This is a genomic window from Acidovorax sp. YS12, assembly GCA_021496925.1.
Classification (GTDB): Bacteria; Pseudomonadota; Gammaproteobacteria; order Burkholderiales; family Burkholderiaceae_C; genus Paenacidovorax.
The window spans coordinates 3,426,720-3,443,915 of the sequence record CP053915.1 but is presented as its reverse complement, the minus strand read 5'-3'; the positions used below and the strand labels follow the sequence as shown (position 1 = coordinate 3,443,915).

Below are 17,196 nucleotides of genomic sequence, written 5' to 3'. Positions count from 1 at the left end.
CTGGCAAGCGCTGGCAGCTTCATTTTCAGTAGCAATCAGAGGTTCGGCGCGAGGCGGCGGCGCAATGTTTCCAGGTCCATGCCACGGCGCGCGGCCATGTCCTGGAGCTGGTCCTCGCCGATCTGGCCGACGTTGAAGTACGTCGCCTCGGGGTGCGCCAGGTAGAAGCCGCTGACGCTCGACGCGGGGAACATGGCCAGGCTGTCGGTCAGGCCCATGCCGATGTCCTCGGCCTGGAGCACGCGGAACAGCGCTTCCTTGGCCGTGTGGTCGGGGCAGGCGGGGTAGCCGGGCGCGGGGCGTATGCCCTGGTACTTCTCGTGGATGAGGTCGTCGTTGCCCAGGTGCTCATCGGCGCAGTAGCCCCACAGGTCCTTGCGCACGCGCTCGTGCAGGCATTCGGCGAAGGCTTCGGCCAGGCGGTCGGCCAGGCCCTTGAACATGATGCTGCTGTAGTCGTCCAGCGCATCGAGGAATTCCTTTTCCTTCTTCTCGGCGCCGATGCCCGCGGTGACGGCGAACAGGCCCGCGTAGTCGGCCATGCCCGACTCCCTGGGCGCGACGAAGTCGGCCAGGCAGCGGCTCGGGCGCATCACGCCGTCGATGGCCTGCTTCTCGGTCTGCTGGCGCAGGCCGTACCAGGTCATCAGCACCTCGGTGCGCGATTCGTCGGCATAGAACACGATGTCGTCGCCCACGCGGTTGGCGGGGAACAGGCCCATCACGCCGTTGGCCTGCAGCCAGCGGCCTTCGATGATCTTCTTCAGCATGGCCTGGCCGTCGGCGAAGACCTTGCGCGCCTCCTCGCCCACGATCTCGTCGTCGAGGATGGCGGGGAACGGCCCGGCCAGGTCCCAGGTCTGGAAGAACGGCCCCCAGTCGATGTACCGTGCGATCTCGGCCAGGTCGAAGTTCTTGAACACGCGCCGCCCGAGCGCGCGCGGCACGGTGGGCGTGAAGCGGGCGAAGTCCACCACGGTGGCGTTGGCGCGCGCCTGCACCAGCGGCCACAGCGGGGTTTTCTTCTTCCTGGCGTGCAGCTCGCGCACCTTCTCGTAGTCGGCCTCGACTTCGGCCAGGTAGGCGGCCTTGCCCTCGCCCAGCAGGCTCTGCGCCACGCTCACGCTGCGCGAGGCGTCGGGCACGTAGACCACGGGGCCGTCGTAGTGCGGCGCGATCTTCACGGCGGTGTGCACGCGTGAGCAGGTGGCGCCGCCGATGAGCAGCGGGATCTTCTTGATGCGGAAGTAGTCGTCCTTGTCCATCTCGCCGGCGACGTACTGCATCTCTTCGAGGCTGGGCGTGATGAGGCCGGACAGGCCGATGATGTCCGCGTTCTCCGACTTGGCGCGCGCCAATATTTCATGGCAGGGCACCATCACGCCCATGTTGATGACCTCGAAGTTGTTGCACTGCAGGACCACGGTGACGATGTTCTTGCCGATGTCGTGCACGTCGCCCTTGACGGTGGCGATGACGATCTTGCCCTTGCTCGACACGTCCAGGCCCGCGGCCTCCTGCTGGCGCTTCTCTTCCTCGATGTAGGGGATCAGGTGGGCCACGGCCTGCTTCATCACGCGCGCGCTTTTCACCACCTGGGGCAGGAACATCTTGCCGGCGCCGAACAGGTCGCCGACGATGTTCATGCCGTCCATCAGCGGGCCCTCGATCACGTGCAGCGGGCGCCCGCCGCCCTTGACCACGATGGCCTGGTAGGCCTCCTCGGTGTCTTCGACGATGAAGTCGGTGATACCGTGCACCAGCGCGTGCGACAGGCGCTCGCCCACGGGCCGGGGCGCCTCGGGCGTACCGCGCCATTCGAGCTTCTTGCTGTCGTCCTTGGCGGCACCCTTGGCGGCCTCGGCGATCTCCAGCAGGCGCTCGGCCGCGTCGGGGCGGCGGTTCAGCACCACGTCCTCCACGCGCTCACGCAGCGTGGGCTCCAGGTCGTCGTAGACGCCGACCATGCCGGCGTTGACGATGCCCATGTCCATGCCCGCCTGGATGGCGTGGTACAGGAACACGGTGTGGATGGCCTCGCGCACCGGCTCGTTGCCGCGGAACGAGAAGCTCACATTCGACACGCCGCCGGAAATCTTCGCGCCCGGCAGGTGCTGCTTGATCCAGCGCACCGCCTCGATGAAATCGACCGCGTAGTTGGCGTGCTCCTCGATGCCGGTGGCCACGGCGAAGATGTTCGGGTCGAAGATGATGTCCTCGGGCGGGAAGCCCACCTCATCGACCAGGATGCGGTACGCGCGCTCGCAGATCTCGGTCTTGCGCGCATAGGTGTCGGCCTGGCCCTGCTCGTCGAACGCCATCACCACCACGGCCGCGCCGTAGCGCTTGATGAGCCTGGCCTCGTGCTTGAACTTGTCGACGCCCTCCTTCATGGAGATGGAGTTGACGATGCCCTTGCCCTGCAGGCAGCGCAGCCCGGCCTCGATCACCTCCCACTTGGAGCTGTCCACCATCACCGGCACCTTGGCAATGTCGGGCTCGGAGGCGATGAGGTTGAGAAAGCGCACCATCGCGGCCTTGCTGTCGAGCATGGCCTCGTCCATGTTCACGTCGATGACCTGCGCGCCGTTCTCCACCTGCTGGCGCGCCACCGAGAGGGCTTCCTCGTACTGGTCGTTCAGGATCATGCGCGCGAACGCCTTGGAGCCTGTGACGTTGGTGCGCTCGCCCACGTTGACGAACAGGCTGCCCTCGCCGATGAACACGGGCTCCAGGCCGGAGAGTTTCATGGGGGGAATGGCAATAACGGACATAAGCTCACCTGCGCGGCACAAAGGGGTTCAGGTGAGCGTCGTTAGGAAAGCGAATCCGGCGCCCGAGCCTGACGATCTCCCCATTGGGCGGGGGCCGCTGCAACGCTCCTCGGGCGCCGAGATTCTACCGGGAGCAACCTGGCATGCAGGCCCGCGCGCAGCAGCCCCGCGAACTCAGAACGTGTTCACGTTCTCAGTGGCTGATCATCCATGGCCGCTTGGTGGGGAAGGTCTTGGCCCCATTGGGCGCCGTAACCGTCCCTCCCCGCTTGCTGGCGCCTGAACAGCAGCCACAGCCCGAAGGGTGGCGCATGCGCCCATAGCTCCCCTGGGCCACGTCCCGCGAGCGCTTGGGCTCGTGCCGCGCACGCTCATTGGTGTCGTGCGCGCGGCGCTGTTCCGCACTGGTGCAGGCCAGGCGCGGCGCGCTCACAAACACACGGGGCGAAGCCGCGGCGCACGAGGGGCAAGGCGCAGGCTCGTTGCGCTGCGCAAGACTGCGCAGCGCATCGAAGCCGCCACAGGCATCGCAGTGGTAATCGTAGGTGGGCATGGGCAGCATCCTGTTTACTTGTCGGGAGCGATGGGCAGATCCACGCCGCCGGTGATGATCTTCTGCGGCCCCTCGGCCGTCGGGTTGATGTCGAAGTCGAAGATCTCCGTAGGCAGCCACAAGGTCGCACAGGCGTTCGGCACGTCCACCACCCCGCTGATATGGCCTTGCACCGGGGCCGTTCCAAGCAGCGAATAGGCCTGGGCGCCGCTGTAGCCGAACTTCTTCAGGTACTCGATGGCATTCAGACAAGCCTGGCGGTAGGCCACGGTCACGTCCAGATAGTGCTGTTTGCCCTTCTCGTCCACCGAGATGCCTTCAAAGATCAGATAGTCCTTGTAGTTGGGCGTCATGGGGCTGGGCTTGAAGATGGGGTTCTTGATGCCGTACTTGGCCATGCCGCCCTTGATCAGGTTGACCTTCATGTGCACCCAGCCCGCCATTTCGATGGCGCCGCAGAAGGTAATCTCGCCATCGCCCTGGCTGAAGTGCAGGTCGCCGACGCTCAGGCCCGCGCCGTCCACATAGACCGGGAAGAACACGCGCGAGCCGCGCGACAGATCCTTGATGTCGCAGTTGCCGCCATGCTCGCGCGGCGGCACGGTGCGCGCGCCCTCGGCAGCGGCCTTGGCGCGGGCCTCGCCCTGCATCTGGCCCATGTGGGCGGTGTCGGCCTTGGGCGGGTTGGCCAGGCCCGGGATGCGCTGGGGATCGGTGGCGATCAGGCCGGTCTCGCGCTCATTCCAGGCCGCCAGCATCTGGGGGTCGGGCAGGCAGCCAATGAGGCCGGGGTGGATGAGGCCGGCGAAGTTGACGCCGGGGATGTGGCGGCTCTTGGTGAACATGCCGTGGAAGTCCCAGATGGACTTCTGGGCCAGCGGGAAATGCTCGTCCAGGAAACCGCCGCCGTTCTGCTTGGAGAAAAAGCCGTTGAAGCCCCACAGGCTGTCGTCACGCGCGCCGATGTCGAGCAGATCCACGACCAGCAGGTCGCCGGGCTCGGCCCCCTTGACGCCCACCGGGCCGGACAGAAAGTGGACGGTGGACAGATCCACGTCGCGCACGTCCTCGGCGCTGTCGTTGTTCTTGATGGCGCCGCCGGTCCAGTCGTAGGTTTCCAGCTTGAATTCCGCGCCTGGCTCCACCCAGACTGCCATGGGAATGTCTGGGTGCCAACGGTTGTGCACCTGCGGGTTGTCATAGGGGGACTGGTTCAGATCGACCTTGATCAGGGTTTCGGCCATGGTGTACTCCTTGCGATGGCGGTGGGGAAGGGATCAGACAGAGAGATAGGACTTGATGCGTTGCTCGTCCGTATCGGCGCGGAGGGTTTCGTGCACCAGACGCCCCCCTTCGATGACGAACAGCCGGTCGGCCACATCCATGGCAAACGAGAGCACCTGTTCGCTCACCACGATGGTGATGCGGCGCAGCTTGCGGATCTCGTTGAGCGCCTTGGCGATGTCTTTGATGATGGAAGGCTGGATGCCCTCGGTGGGCTCATCGAGCAGCAGCACCTTCGGGTCGGTGACCAGGGCTCGGGCAATCGCCAGCTGCTGCTGCTGCCCGCCCGACAGGTTGCCGCCCTTGCGCCCGCGCATTTCCCACAGCACGGGGAACAGCGCATAGATCTCGTCGGGAACCCGGCGCGACTTGGCGTTCTCCAGGCCGGTCTGGATGTTTTCCTCCACGCTCAGCGTGGGAAAGATCATGCGTCCCTGGGGCACATAGGCGATGCCCTTGGCTACGCGGCGGAAGCTCTCATCCTTCGTCACATCCTGGCCCGCCACGGTAATGCGGCCACTTTTGGCCGGCATGACACCCATCAGGCTCTTGAACAGCGTGGTCTTGCCCATGCCGTTGCGGCCCATGATGGCCACGGTTTCGTTCTCACGGCCCTCGAAGGAGATGCCGTGCAGCGCCTCGCTCTGGCCATAGGCCACGTACAGATCCTTGACTTGCAGCATGTGAACTCCTTGAACGTGCCCTAGTGGCCGAGGTAAACGTCGATGACCTTGGGGTCGGCCTGCACCTTCTCCATGGAGCCCTCGGCGAGGATCTTTCCCTGGTGCATGACAGTGACCTTGTGGGCGATGCGCGCCACGAACTCCATGTCGTGCTCGATGACGATGACGGAGCGGTTCTTGCAGATACGCTGCAGCAGCTCGGCCGTCAGCTCGCGCTCGCGGGCGCTCATGCCGGCGATGGGCTCGTCCAGCATCAGCAGCTCGGGCTCCTGCATGAGCAGCATGCCGATCTCCAGCCACTGCTTCTGGCCATGGCTGAGCAGGCCGGCCTCGGTGTCCAGACGCTCGGCCAGGCCGATGTCGGCGGCCACGGCCTGCACGCGCTCGCGCACGGCATCGGTGCATTTGAAAGCCAGCGCGCCGAACACGGAGCGGCCCTCGGGGTAGGAGACCTCCAGGTTCTGGAAGACCGAGAGGTTCTCGTAGATGGACGGCGTCTGGAACTTGCGCCCGATCCCCAGGCGCACGCGCTGGTACTCGGCCATGCGCGTCAGCTCCTCGTTCTTGAACTTGATGCTGCCGGCGGTGGCGCGCGTCTTGCCGCAGATCAGATCCAGCAGCGTGGTCTTGCCCGCGCCGTTGGGGCCGATGATGACGCGCAGCTCGTTCTTGTCGATGTACAGGTTCAGCGCGTCGATGGCCTTGAACCCGTCGAAGGAGACCGTGAGGTCTTCCACGGCCAGCGTGAAGTCGGTATTGCTCATGGTGTGCTCCAGCGTGGGGGTCAGGCGCCCTGGCGACCCATGCCTTCGGCCCGGACGGACGACGGCTTGGCGGCTGCGGGAAGGGGTGCGTGCACGGCGGCAGCCGCGGAGGCCGCCACCTTCTGAGCTCCTTTGCGGCGGCTGTTCCACCAGGGCACGATGCGGCTTTCCCACAGCCCGGCCAGGCCCATCGGGAAAGCCATGGTCACGCCGATGAACAGACCCGCCATGAGGAACAGCCACAGGTCGGGGAAGCTCTCCGAGAAGTAGGTCTTGCCCGCGTTGACCAGCAGCGTGCCGTACACAGCCCCCACCAGGCTCATGCGCCCACCCACGGCGGCGTAGATGACCATTTCGATGGAAGGCACGATGCCCACGAAGCTGGGCGACATGAAGCCCACCTGCAGCGTGAACATGGCCCCGCCCACACCCGACAGCGCGGCGGCCAGGCAGAACACGAAGACCTTGAAGTTGGCCACGTCGTAGCCGGAAAAGCGCACGCGGTCTTCCTTGTCGCGCATGGCCAGCAGCAGCGTGCCGACCTTTCCGGTCTGGATCCAGCGGCACAGCAGGATGGCGCCGATCAGCAGGGCCACGCACACGTAATAGAGGATGTACTTGGCGCTGTCGGTGCGCGTGTCCCAGCCCCACAGGGTCTTCAGGTCGGTCATGCCATTGACGCCGCCCGTGTAGCCCTGTTGGCCAATGATGAGCACGGTGAGAATCAGCGCCACGGCCTGCGTGATGATGGCGAAGTACACCCCGCCCACGCGGCGCTTGAACATGGCGAAACTCACCACCCAGGCCAGCAGCATGGGCACGGCGATGACGGCGGCCAGCGAGAACGGCAGGCTCTTGAACGGCACCCAGAACGCGGGCAGCTCGGTCAACTGGTTCCAGTCCATGAAGTCGGGAATGCCAGGCGTCGACTGGATGGCGGTACTGACGGGGTCGGATGCCTCCAGCTTGAGGAACATGGCCATGGCGTAGCCGCCCAGGCCGAAGAACACGCCCTGGCCCAGGCTGAGCACGCCGCCATAGCCCCAGACCATGACCAGGCCGATGGCAACGAAGGCATAGGTCAGGTACTTGCCGACCAGGTTGAGGCGGAAGATATCCAGCGCCAGGGGCAGCACCACCGCCAGCAGGACGGTGAGCAGCACCAGGCTGGCGAGCTGGTAGCGCTGTATCCAGGCTTTGAGGGCTTGCATGGAAGGACTCCGGTGAACTCAGGGGAGGAAATCGAGGGGCGGCGCCGGGTCAGCGGCGAACCTTGGAGGCGAACAGCCCTTGCGGACGCATCATCAGGATGAGCACGATCAGGGACAGCGTGATCACCTTGGCCATGGAGCCGGCCATGAAGAACTCCGTGATGGACTGCGTCTGGGCGATACCGAAGGCCGAGACCACGGTGCCCAGCAGGCTGGCCGCGCCGCCGAAGGTGACGACCAGGAAGGCGTCCACGATGTACAGCGAGCCCGAGGTGGGGCCGGTGGAGCCGATGGTGGTAAAGGCCGCGCCGGCCACGCCCGCGATGCCGCAGCCGATGGCGAAGGTCAGGCGGTCGGTCTTCTTGGTGTCGATGCCGATGGCATTGGCCATCACGCGGTTGCTCACCGTGGCGCGCACCCGCAGGCCCCAGCGGCTCTTGTGCAGCGCGATCAGCACGCCCACCGTGACCACTGCGGTCAGCGCCAGCACGAACAGGCCGTTGATGGGAATGTCCAGGCCTTCCGAAGGCGCCCACGAACCCATCAGCCAGTCGGGCAGCGTGGGGCTGACCTCCTTGGGGCCGATGAAGGTGCGAAAGCACTGCTGCAGCGCCAGGCTCACGCCCCAGGTGGCCAGCAGCGTGTCCAGCGGGCGCTTGTAGAGATGGCGGATCAGCCCCCACTCCACGAGCCAGCCCGCGGCAAACGCCAAGGCGAATGCCGCCACGATGGCGAACACAAAGTAATAGGGCATGAAGTCCGGCACGTGCTGCGCCGTGAGGGTCGAGCCCAGGTAGATGGTGTAGGCGCCAATGGTCATGAATTCGCCATGCGCCATGTTGATCACGCCCATCTGGCCAAAGATGATGGCCAGCCCCAGCCCCATCAGCAGCAGCACGGCGAACAGGCTCAGCCCCGCGAAGCCCTGCATCAGGCCAATGTTCATCATGTCGGAAAAACTCATGGTGCAGCTCCCGCGTGCAAGCCTGTCGAAAAATGGGGAATTCGCCAATGCGGCGGCACGGCCCAGACGCCACATGCCGGGCACGCGCGACCTCGCGCAAAGGCCCCGCCCCCTCAATGGCGCAGCGCCTTCCGCTCAGAAATTGCTTATTGGTAACCCTTGGGGAAGGGATCTGGTTTGATGAGCCCAGGAGACTCAGAGACCACCTTGAACGTCCCATCGGTCTGGCCTACGGCAATGCGCGACTTGCTCCAAAGATGGTGGTTGGCATCCACCTTCACGTAGCCTTCCGGAGCCGTCTTGAGTTCAATGCCGGGCGATGCGGCCACCACCTTGTCCACGTCAAAGCTCTTGGCCTTCTCCACCGCGGCCTTCCACAGCCAGGGCCCGAGATAGGCGGCCTGGGTCACGTCGCCGATGACCGCATTGGGGCCGTACTTGGCCTTGAAGGCAGCCACGAACTTCTGGTTGTTCTCGTTGTCCAGCGATTGGAAGTACTTCATCGAGGCATAGAAGCCGGCGAAGTTTTCGCCGCCCACGCCGGTCATCTCGTCCTCCGTCACCGACAGCGTGACCAGCAATTGCTTGTCGCCCGTGATGCCCGCAGCCTTGAGCGCCTTGTAGAAAGCCACGTTCGAGCCGCCCACCACCGCCACAAAGATGCAATCCGGCTTTTGCAGCTTGATCTTGTTCATCAGCGAGCCAAAGTTGGTGCTGCCCAGCGGGTAGTACTCCTCGCCGACGACCTTGCCCTTCTGGAAGTTCTCGATGTGCTTGCGCGCGATCTTCATCGAGGTACGCGGCCAGATGTAGTCCGAGCCGATCAGGAAGAAGGTCTTGGCCTTCTTCTCGGCCTTGGCCCAATCCAGGCTGTACAGGATCTGCTGCGTAGCCTCCTGGCCGGTGTAGATCACGTTCTTGGACTGCTCCAGGCCTTCATAGAAGGTGGGGTAGTACAGCAGGCCGTTTTCCTTCTCGAACACAGGCAGCACGGCCTTGCGCGAGGCACTGGTCCAGCAGCCGAAGATGGCTGCGCAGCGATCGTTGATCAGCAGCTTCTTGGACTTTTCGGCAAAGGTCGGCCAGTCGGAAGCACCGTCCTCCTTGATCACGCGGATCTTGCGGCCCAGCACGCCGCCCATGGCGTTGATTTGGTCAATGGCCAGTTGCTCGGCCTGGATGGAGCCCGTCTCGGAGATGGCCATCGTGCCCGTGGCCGAGTGCAGCTGGCCGACGACGACTTCGGTGTCCGTCACAGCCAGCTTGGTGGTGTTGACCTGGGCCGTGGCCTGGGCGAAAGACCAGGTTGGAAGGCCCGCCACCGAGGCGGCGCCAAGCGCCTGCAGCACGCGGCGGCGGCCCAATTCCGGCACAGCGCAGACGGGGGGGCGGGGATCCGAGGGATGGCTCATGGTAACGCTCCTGTAAAGAGGGGGTTGGTGGTCAGGGTCAGCTCACTGCGGTGACGGTGTGTCCCCGCGTTGGTGCCAAGATTAGGAACAACCCTTGCCTCTGCCCATACGTCAATTGACGTAGCCCCGAGATCCTTCGCCCTGCCGGCAACCGCTCTCGGGCATGGGGTACGCACGGTTTTTGCTTGTGCGCTCCCATGCAATCCGCCAGTCCCCCAAACGCCTCGGCCGCACCGCAAACCATCTTTCGCTTCCGGCGCGAATACAACGCCTGGGTTGCCGACGAGTCCATGGAGGACTACGCACTGCGCTACACCCCGCGGAGCTTTCGCCGCTGGAGTGAACTGCGCGTGGCGAACACCGCGTTCGGCTCTTTGTCGTTCCTGGCGCTTGAAGCCATCGGCGGGGCCATCGCGCTGAACTACGGCTTTGCCAACGCCATGTGGGCCATCCTGGTGGTCGGGCTGATCATCTTTCTTACCAGCTTTCCCATCGCCGTCTATGCCGCGCGCCACGGGCTGGACATGGACTTGCTCACGCGCGGCGCGGGGTTCGGCTACCTGGGGTCAACCATCACCTCGCTGATCTACGCGGTGTTCACCTTCATCCTCTTTGCCCTGGAAGCAGCCATCATGGCGCTGGCACTGCAGATGCTCGTGGACTGGCCGCTGGCGTGGTGCTATGTGCTGTCCTCGCTGATCATCATCCCGCTGGCCATGCGCGGCATCACGCTGATCTCCCGTCTTCAGGCCTGGACCCAGCCGCTGTGGCTGTTCCTGCTGCTGCTGCCCTTTGCCTGGATCGCATTGACCCAGCCGCAGCTGTACCGCGACTTCGCCGGGCTATCGGGCCTGCGCTCGGGGAGCAGCCAGTTCGATCCACTGATGTTCGGCGCGGCAGCAGCCGTGATCTTTGCCCTGGTCGTGCAAATTGGTGAACAGGTGGACTTCCTGCGCTTCCTGCCGCCACGCACGCACGCCAACCGGCTGCGCTGGTGGGGCGCGGTGCTGGTTGCCGGGCCTGGGTGGATCGTTATGGGCATGCTCAAGATGGCGGGGGGCGCTTTCCTGGGATTTGCGGCCCTGCAGCTGGAGGTGGATGTGGCCCGCACCATGGAGCCCACGCAAATGTACCTGGCGGGCTTCCAGCAGGTCATGCACACCCTGGGCCCGCCCGGACTGGCCGTCGCCGTCACCGTGGTGTACGTCGTGGTTTCCCAGGTGAAGATCAATCTCACCAACGCCTACGCGGGCTCGCTGGCCTGGTCCAACGTATTCGCACGCCTCACACGCAGCCATCCGGGGCGGGTGGTCTGGCTGATTTTCAATGTGCTCATCGCCACGCTGCTCATGAGCCTGGGCGTATTTGGGGCACTGGAAAAAGTGCTGGCAATCTACAGCAACGTCGCCATTGCCTGGGTGGGCGCCCTGGTGGCGGATCTGGTCATCAACAAGCCCCTGGGCCTGTCGCCACCCGGCATCGAGTTCCGCCGCGCGTATCTCTACGACTTCAACCCGGTCGGCATGGGCGCCATGCTGGTGGCCGCAGGCGTCGCCTGCAGTGCCCACGCCGGTTTGCTCGGCGCGACGGCGGCTGCATTTTCGCCCTTCATTGCGCTAGGCCTTTCGATGGTCCTGGCGCCGCTGCTGGCCTGGGCGACGGGCGGCCGCTACTACATCGCACGCTCGGATGCAGGCCAATGGCCCGCGGGCGAAATGGTGCAATGCGCGGTGTGCCAGAACCGTTTCGAGTCCGAAGACATGGCACGCTGCCCCGCCTACGGTGCCGCCATTTGCTCCCTGTGCTGCACCCTCGAGTCCCGCTGCCATGACCGCTGCAAACCCGGCTCGCGCGCGGGTGACCAGTTGCGCATCCTGGCCGCCCTTGTGCTGCCGCCACGTTGGTCCAACCCGATCAACTTCCGTATCGGGAAATACCTGGTGGTCATGCTGTCGCTGTGCGCTGTCATGGCCTTTCTGGTCAGCGTGGTCTACATGCAGGAAAGCCTGCACACCCCAGCGGACACGCTGCGCCTGCCCTTCCTCAAGGTGTTTGCCCTTCTGGCGCTGTTGTCCGCAGTAGTGGCCTGGTGGGTGGTTTTGAGCACGGACAGCCGGCGCATGGCCCAGGACGAGTCGGAGCGCCAAACCCAGTTGCTGCTGCAGGAAATCGCGGCACACAAACGCACCGATGCCGAGCTGCAATCGGCCAAGGAATTTGCCGAGCAGGCCAGCCAGGCCAAGACCCGGTACGTCGCTGGCATGACGCACGAGCTGCGCTCCCCCCTCAACAGCATCTTGGGCTACACCCAGATCCTGCTAAAAAACCCCGAGGTAGGCAGTCCGGTGCGCGAGACGCTCTCGACCATCCAACAAAGCGGACACCACTTGCGTGCGCTGATTGACGGATCGCTGGAGCTGGCGCGTATCGAGGCAGGCCGCCTGCGCCTGGACCTCGCCCCGCTACCCCTGCCGGAACTGATAGACAGCATCGAGGCCATGATGCGCCCCCAGGCCCAGGCCAAAGGACTGGGATTCACCATGGAAACCCTGGGAAGCATGCCGCGCTGGGTACGCGCGGATGCCAAGCGGCTGCGCCAGATCCTGATCAACCTGCTGTCCAACGCGGTGCGCTTCACCTTGCGCGGCGAAGTGCGGCTGCGCATGGACTTTCGCACCCATGTCGCACGCATTGAGGTCATCGACACGGGCATCGGTATCGAACCACAAGACATGGAGCGCATCTTCGTTCCCTTCGAGCGCGGCAGCGCCGGGCGGCGCATCAGCGATGCGGGCACGGGCCTGGGCCTGACCATCACGCACCTGCTGACCGAGCTCATGGGCGGCCAGCTCACGCTCTGCAGTACGCCAGGCGAGGGCAGCAGCTTCAGCGTGCGGCTCTACCTTCCGGACATCGCGCCCGACGCCGCCTGGGAGCCCCCCAAAACAACATCGCCGCTGCACGCGGTCATTGGCTACCTGGCCCCACGGCGCACGTTGCTGGTAGTGGATGACCAGCCGCTGCAGCGCCAGCTCCTGGCAGGCCTGCTGGTGCCGCTGGGCTTTGACATCCGGGAGGCCGCCAGCGGGCGCGAATGCCTCGAGACCGTGGAGCAGGCCCACCCGGACCTGGTTCTGCTGGACATCAGCATGGACGACCTGGATGGCTGGCAAACCGCAGCCCTGCTGCGCACGCGCTGGTCAGCCAGCCAGTTGCCCGTGGTGTTCGTTTCAGCCAACTTGTTCGACAACGAGCCCGCACGCCTGTCCAGCGCCCAGTGCCAGGGATTCGTCGCCAAGCCGGTGATCGAATCCGAGCTACTGCAAACCCTGGAGCGCGTACTACAGCTGGAGTGGGTGTGCGACAACCGCCCGATGGCGCCGGCACTGCCGGCCCCTGCCCCGCCCCCCGCAAGGCCGGCCCCCTTGCCCGCCGCGCTGTACGAAGACCTGGTGCGGCTGGCGCGCCTGGGGCAAGGTGCGGCCTTGCGTGCGCGCGTGCAGCAGGCCCGCCAGGCCTTTCCCCAGCAAACACTGCTGTGGCCCGCACTGCAGGCCTGCGCGGACCGGTTCGATTTCGAAGGCCTGCTGCGCCTGCTCCCGTCCCCCGAGGAAGAAGATACCGATGCCCAGGAATGAGCCCCTGCTGCCCCCCGGCAGCACCACCCCTCGCACCGCCCATGTCATCCTGGTGGTGGACGACGCGCTGGACAGCCTGCGCATGCTGTGCGATGCCCTGGCGGCGGAGGGCTACACCGTGCTCTCGGCACGCGATGCCGAGGAAGCCCTGCAACGCTTCAGCCTCACCGTGCCAGATGGCGTGCTGCTGGATGCCGTCATGCCCGGCATGGATGGGTTCACGCTGTGCCGCCATCTCAAAGCCACTCCGCCCTGGGCCCATGTGCCGGTGGTCTTCATGACCGGGCTGTCGGAAACCGCGCAGATCGTGGAAGGCTTCGCTGCTGGCGGGGTGGACTACGTGGTCAAGCCCCTGCGCATTCCTGAGGTCCTGGCGCGCCTGGCCACCCATGTGCGCAATGCCCGAACAGCGCGCCAGGCCCAGGAAGCTGTCGATGTCGCGGGCCTGGGGGTCGTGGTTCTGGACAGCCTGAACCGAGTCGCCTGGCGCTCCCCCCAGGCCTCACGCTGGCTGGAAGACGCGTTTGTCCAGGACAGCGCCGACGCCTGGCTGGCGCAGGCCCGCGAGGAAGGCCAGCGAACCCTTGCCCTGGCCAACGGCCAGCAGCTGCTGGCACGCCACATGGGCGCCAGCGGCCTGGGGGAATCCATCTTGCTGCTCAGCCACGCGACGCCCCAGGCCAAAGCCGCACGCACGCTGCAGCAGGCCGCGCTCACGCCGCGCGAGACCGAGGTGCTCTCATGGTTGAGCAAGGGCAAGACCAACCGCGACATCGCCGACATCCTGGGTATGAGCCCGCGCACGGTCAACAAGCACCTGGAGCACATCTTCGAAAAACTCGGCGTGGAAACGCGCACCGCCGCCGCGGCCATTGCCGGCCAATTGCTGACAGCAGCCCCCCGGGCGGAGTGACGAGGGCGGGACCCCGGCAGCTACCGCACCGGCAGGAACTGCAAAAACGTGCCCCCCGCCAGCCCCTGCACATAGCCGATGACGGCGCGGCGGTACTTCTCGGTGGTGACCTGGGCCAGCAAGTCCAGCCGCGCGATGATCTTGCCGAACTCGCGCTCGTAGCTCAGGTTGCGCTCCTGGGCGTTGATTTCGTCGGCCAGCAGCAGCGGGCCGCCCCGGGCGTTGCGGCGCTGCGCCAGCATCCACACCGCCGTCTCCAGGTTGCGCGCGGCGTTGTAGAGGTGCTGCGCGTCCAGCCCGTCGATGAGGAAGAACTCGGTCTTGCCGCCGTGCGCGGCGATCAGCATGTCGGCCACGGCGTGGATGAAGGCGGCCACGCGGTCGTCGGCGTACTCGGGCGACAGGGCCAGGGCCAGCGCGTCGATGTCGCGGCGCTGCTGCAGCGGCGCCCAGCCGCTGCGCTGCTCGATGGCGGCGCGCAGGCGCACCACGGCCTCGTCGCGGCCCGGCGCGCCGCCCTTGCGCCATTCGGCGGGGTTGCGGCGGTAGAGCTTGTCGGCCAGGCGGTACAGGGCCTGCAGATTCTCGCGCATGGCGATGGTGGCGACGCGGTTGATGTCCGACTGGCCCCACTCCTGCGTGCTGGCCTCGGCGCCCTGGACCTCGCCCTTGTGCGTGGGCGCGGGCGCAGCGCAGGCGCCCAGCAGCGCCAGGGCCAGCACGGTGCTGGCGGCGGGGGCGCAGGAGCGGGGGCGGCGGGGCATGGCGGCCATTATCAGCAAAAAACCGCCCCAGCCCTTTGCCAGAAAGCGCCAGCAGCTATCAAAGCTGCAGCGCACGCAGCTTGCGGTAGAGGGTGCGCGGGCTGATGCCCAGGGCCTGCGCCAGTTCGCGGCGCGTGCGGCCCGGGGTTTGCAGCGCGCTGCGCAGGGCCGCCGCCTCCAGGCTGCGCAGGTCGGCGCCGGGCGCGGCGCCGCCAGGGGGCTCGGGCGCGCGCGCGCCCTGGTCGAACGACAGCGCGCGCGCCACGGCGGGGGCGGTGAGGGTGTCGCCGTCGGCCAGCAGCGCGGCGCGCTCCAGCACGTTGCGCAGCTCGCGCACGTTGCCCGGGAACGGGTGCTGCGCCAGGCAGCGCAGCGCCGCGGGCGCGAGCGTGAGGCGGCGCCCGGGCGCCACGCGCTGCAGCAGCGACTCGGCCAGCAGCGGTATGTCCTGCGCGCGCTCGCGCAGCGCGGGCAGCTGGATGGGGAAGGTGCTGAGGCGGTAGTACAGGTCCTGGCGGAAGCGCCCCTCGCGCACCATGGCGCGCAGGTCGCGGTGGGTGGCGGCCACGAGGCGGATGTCGGCGCGGCGCAGCTCGGTCTGGCCCACGCGCCGGTAGGTGCCGCCTTCGAGCAGGCGCAGCAGCTTGACCTGCATGGACAGCGGAATGTCGCCCACTTCGTCGAGGAACAGCGTGCCGCCGTGCGCGGCCTCGACCAGCCCGGCGCGCGCGGCGTGCGCGCCGGTGAAGGCGCCCTTCTCATGGCCGAAGAGCTCGCTCTCGAACAGGGTCTCGGGCAGGCTGGCGCAATCGACCACCACGAGCGCGCGCGCGGCGCGGGTGCTGGCCTCGTGCACGGCGCGCGCGGCCAGCTCCTTGCCGGTGCCCGATTCGCCCAGCAGCAGCACGCTGGCCTGCGAGGGGCCGACGCGCGCGATCAGCTCGCGCACCGCCTGGAACGCCGGGCTGCGCCCGATCATGCCCTGCGCGCCGCCCGCCGCGCCGCAGCCGCTGGAGATGGGCAGCGGCTCCATCTTCTCCAGGAAGTACTGCAGTTGCCCGCCCGGGCCGCGCAGCGGCAGCAGTTCGATCTGCACGTAGTCCTCGCCGCTGCGCGTGTGGTGCAGGTGCAGCACGCGCTCGCGCTGGCGGCTTTGCAGCGCGCGCGCCAGCGGGCAGCTCTCGCCCGCCTGGTCGCAGGGCACGCTGGAGTGGTGCGAGACCTCGTGGCAGGTGCGCCCCAGCACGGGCCGCCCCTGGCCGTACTGGCGCAGGTAGGCGGCGTTGGCGGCGAGGATGCGGTAGTGCCGGTCGAACAGGATGTGCGGCTCGGGCAGCGATTCGAGCCAGGCGGTCATGGTTTCGGGCAGGGGCGGGGACGGGTGCATGCGGGCGGGCGCGGCGGCGCGTGGCGTGGTGGCACTGCCATGGAGTGCCGTTCATGGCAGCAGTTGCCGCCATTTTGACACCATCCCTGTCACCGGCGTGTGCCACCAGGGGCGCAAGCCGTTGCTGGGCATGGCTTTTTTGCCGTGCCGTGGCACCGGCCAGGCTGGCACGAGTCTTGAGTTGAAGCAAGGGACTGTTCGACGACCCAAGGAATACGCCATGACCGCCCATGCCCTCCCGCCACCGCCCGCTGCCCCCCGTGCCACCGATGCCGAGCGGCGCACCATGATCCAGGCCACCGCCGCCGCGGGCGCCGTGGCCGCCGTGGCGGCGGCGGTGCCGTTCGCCTCCAGCTTCGCGCCGAGCGAGCGCGCCCGCGCGCAGGGCGCGGCGGTGGAGGTGGACATCAGCACCCTGGCGCCCGGAGAGATGGTGACGGTGGAGTGGCGCGGCAAGCCGGTGTGGATCCTGCGGCGCACGCCCGAGATGCTGCAGGCGCTGGCGCAGCACGACGCGGCGCTGGCCGACCCCGCGTCGAACAAGGACCAGCAGCCCGCCTACGCGCGCAACGCGCACCGCTCGATCCAGCCCGAGATCTTCGTGGCCGTGGGCATCTGCACGCACCTGGGCTGCTCGCCCACGCAGGTGCCGGCGGGCGGCGCGCTGGGCAACCTGGGCGCCGACTGGGACGGTGGGTTTTTCTGCCCCTGCCACGGCTCCACCTTCGACAATGCCGGCAGGGTGTACCGCAACAAGCCCGCCCCGACGAACCTGGAGGTTCCGCCGCACCAGTTCCTGAGCGCCACGCGGCTGCTCATCGGGGAAGACGCCCAAGGCTGACGCGCTTC

The 17,196-nt window shown here is 66.8% G+C and carries 13 protein-coding genes and 1 riboswitch; of the genes, 3 read left to right on the top strand and 10 right to left on the bottom strand.

Going from position 1 to position 17,196, the window contains the following annotated elements; all coding sequences use genetic code 11:
- Positions 1-35 precede the first annotated feature (35 nt).
- The 8 genes from metH to urtA all read right to left on the bottom strand — a co-directional run bounded on the left by metH (position 36) and on the right by urtA (position 9,645).
- Positions 36-2,750 (bottom strand): methionine synthase, encoded by a 2,715-nt coding sequence (gene metH, locus YS110_15485; GenBank protein ID UJB66057.1) that lies wholly within the window; start codon positions 2,748-2,750, stop codon positions 36-38.
- A 50-nt stretch (positions 2,751-2,800) separates the two neighbouring features.
- A riboswitch (S-adenosyl-L-homocysteine riboswitch) is annotated at positions 2,801-2,891 on the bottom strand.
- 76 nt (positions 2,892-2,967) lie between these two features.
- A complete protein-coding gene (locus YS110_15480) occupies positions 2,968-3,327 on the bottom strand; it encodes a zinc ribbon domain-containing protein (protein ID UJB66056.1) in 360 nt (119 codons plus the stop codon).
- Between the two features lie 14 nt (positions 3,328-3,341).
- Positions 3,342-4,571: an acetamidase/formamidase family protein gene (locus YS110_15475; protein ID UJB66055.1), complete on the bottom strand. Its 1,230-nt coding sequence runs from the start codon at positions 4,569-4,571 to the stop codon at positions 3,342-3,344.
- A 33-nt stretch (positions 4,572-4,604) separates the two neighbouring features.
- Positions 4,605-5,294, bottom strand: coding sequence for an urea ABC transporter ATP-binding subunit UrtE (gene urtE, locus YS110_15470; protein UJB66054.1), 690 nt, complete (start codon positions 5,292-5,294; stop codon positions 4,605-4,607).
- A 20-nt stretch (positions 5,295-5,314) separates the two neighbouring features.
- Positions 5,315-6,058 carry an urea ABC transporter ATP-binding protein UrtD gene (gene urtD / locus YS110_15465; GenBank protein UJB66053.1) on the bottom strand — a complete coding sequence of 248 codons (744 nt, stop codon included), beginning with the start codon at positions 6,056-6,058 and terminating at the stop codon, positions 5,315-5,317.
- A 20-nt stretch (positions 6,059-6,078) separates the two neighbouring features.
- Positions 6,079-7,269: an urea ABC transporter permease subunit UrtC gene (urtC, locus tag YS110_15460; GenBank protein ID UJB66052.1), complete on the bottom strand. Its 1,191-nt coding sequence runs from the start codon at positions 7,267-7,269 to the stop codon at positions 6,079-6,081.
- 49 nt (positions 7,270-7,318) lie between these two features.
- Complete coding sequence (gene urtB / locus YS110_15455; GenBank protein UJB66051.1) at positions 7,319-8,233, bottom strand: urea ABC transporter permease subunit UrtB; 915 nt, start codon at positions 8,231-8,233, stop codon at positions 7,319-7,321.
- Between the two features lie 146 nt (positions 8,234-8,379).
- Complete coding sequence (gene urtA, locus YS110_15450; GenBank protein ID UJB66050.1) at positions 8,380-9,645, bottom strand: urea ABC transporter substrate-binding protein; 1,266 nt, start codon at positions 9,643-9,645, stop codon at positions 8,380-8,382.
- Between the two features lie 197 nt (positions 9,646-9,842).
- Between urtA and YS110_15445 the strand changes: the two genes are divergently transcribed.
- Entirely contained in the window at positions 9,843-13,283 is a 3,441-nt protein-coding gene (locus YS110_15445) for a response regulator (protein ID UJB66049.1), read from the top strand.
- A complete protein-coding gene (locus tag YS110_15440) occupies positions 13,270-14,196 on the top strand; it encodes a response regulator (protein ID UJB66048.1) in 927 nt (308 codons plus the stop codon). The genes YS110_15445 and YS110_15440 overlap by 14 nt, the downstream gene beginning before the upstream one ends.
- 20 nt (positions 14,197-14,216) lie before the next feature.
- On the opposite strand, the gene YS110_15435 is transcribed toward YS110_15440, so the two are convergent.
- Both YS110_15435 and YS110_15430 read right to left on the bottom strand, forming a co-directional pair.
- Positions 14,217-14,960 carry a hypothetical protein gene (locus YS110_15435; GenBank protein ID UJB66047.1) on the bottom strand — a complete coding sequence of 248 codons (744 nt, stop codon included), beginning with the start codon at positions 14,958-14,960 and terminating at the stop codon, positions 14,217-14,219.
- Positions 14,961-15,018: 58 nt separating this feature from the next.
- The gene (locus tag YS110_15430; GenBank protein ID UJB66046.1) at positions 15,019-16,347 is read right to left on the bottom strand and encodes a sigma-54-dependent Fis family transcriptional regulator; all 1,329 of its coding nucleotides are present in this window, start codon (positions 16,345-16,347) and stop codon (positions 15,019-15,021) included.
- A 220-nt stretch (positions 16,348-16,567) separates the two neighbouring features.
- Here YS110_15430 and petA point away from each other — a divergent pair, with 220 nt between their 5' ends.
- Positions 16,568-17,188, top strand: a complete 621-nt coding sequence (gene petA, locus YS110_15425; protein ID UJB66045.1) for a ubiquinol-cytochrome c reductase iron-sulfur subunit — start codon at positions 16,568-16,570, stop codon at positions 17,186-17,188.
- Positions 17,189-17,196 lie beyond the last annotated feature (8 nt).

Coding starts and splice junctions, on each gene's coding strand:
- metH (UJB66057.1), bottom strand. CDS start 2,750: ATGAAACTCTCCGGCCTGGAGCCCGTGTTCATCGGCGAGGGCAGCCTG.
- YS110_15480 (UJB66056.1), bottom strand. CDS start 3,327: ATGCCCACCTACGATTACCACTGCGATGCCTGTGGCGGCTTCGATGCG.
- YS110_15475 (UJB66055.1), bottom strand. CDS start 4,571: ATGGCCGAAACCCTGATCAAGGTCGATCTGAACCAGTCCCCCTATGAC.
- urtE (UJB66054.1), bottom strand. CDS start 5,294: ATGCTGCAAGTCAAGGATCTGTACGTGGCCTATGGCCAGAGCGAGGCG.
- urtD (UJB66053.1), bottom strand. CDS start 6,058: ATGAGCAATACCGACTTCACGCTGGCCGTGGAAGACCTCACGGTCTCC.
- urtC (UJB66052.1), bottom strand. CDS start 7,269: ATGCAAGCCCTCAAAGCCTGGATACAGCGCTACCAGCTCGCCAGCCTG.
- urtB (UJB66051.1), bottom strand. CDS start 8,233: ATGAGTTTTTCCGACATGATGAACATTGGCCTGATGCAGGGCTTCGCG.
- urtA (UJB66050.1), bottom strand. CDS start 9,645: ATGAGCCATCCCTCGGATCCCCGCCCCCCCGTCTGCGCTGTGCCGGAA.
- YS110_15445 (UJB66049.1), top strand. CDS start 9,843: ATGCAATCCGCCAGTCCCCCAAACGCCTCGGCCGCACCGCAAACCATC.
- YS110_15440 (UJB66048.1), top strand. CDS start 13,270: ATGCCCAGGAATGAGCCCCTGCTGCCCCCCGGCAGCACCACCCCTCGC.
- YS110_15435 (UJB66047.1), bottom strand. CDS start 14,960: ATGCCCCGCCGCCCCCGCTCCTGCGCCCCCGCCGCCAGCACCGTGCTG.
- YS110_15430 (UJB66046.1), bottom strand. CDS start 16,347: ATGCACCCGTCCCCGCCCCTGCCCGAAACCATGACCGCCTGGCTCGAA.
- petA (UJB66045.1), top strand. CDS start 16,568: ATGACCGCCCATGCCCTCCCGCCACCGCCCGCTGCCCCCCGTGCCACC.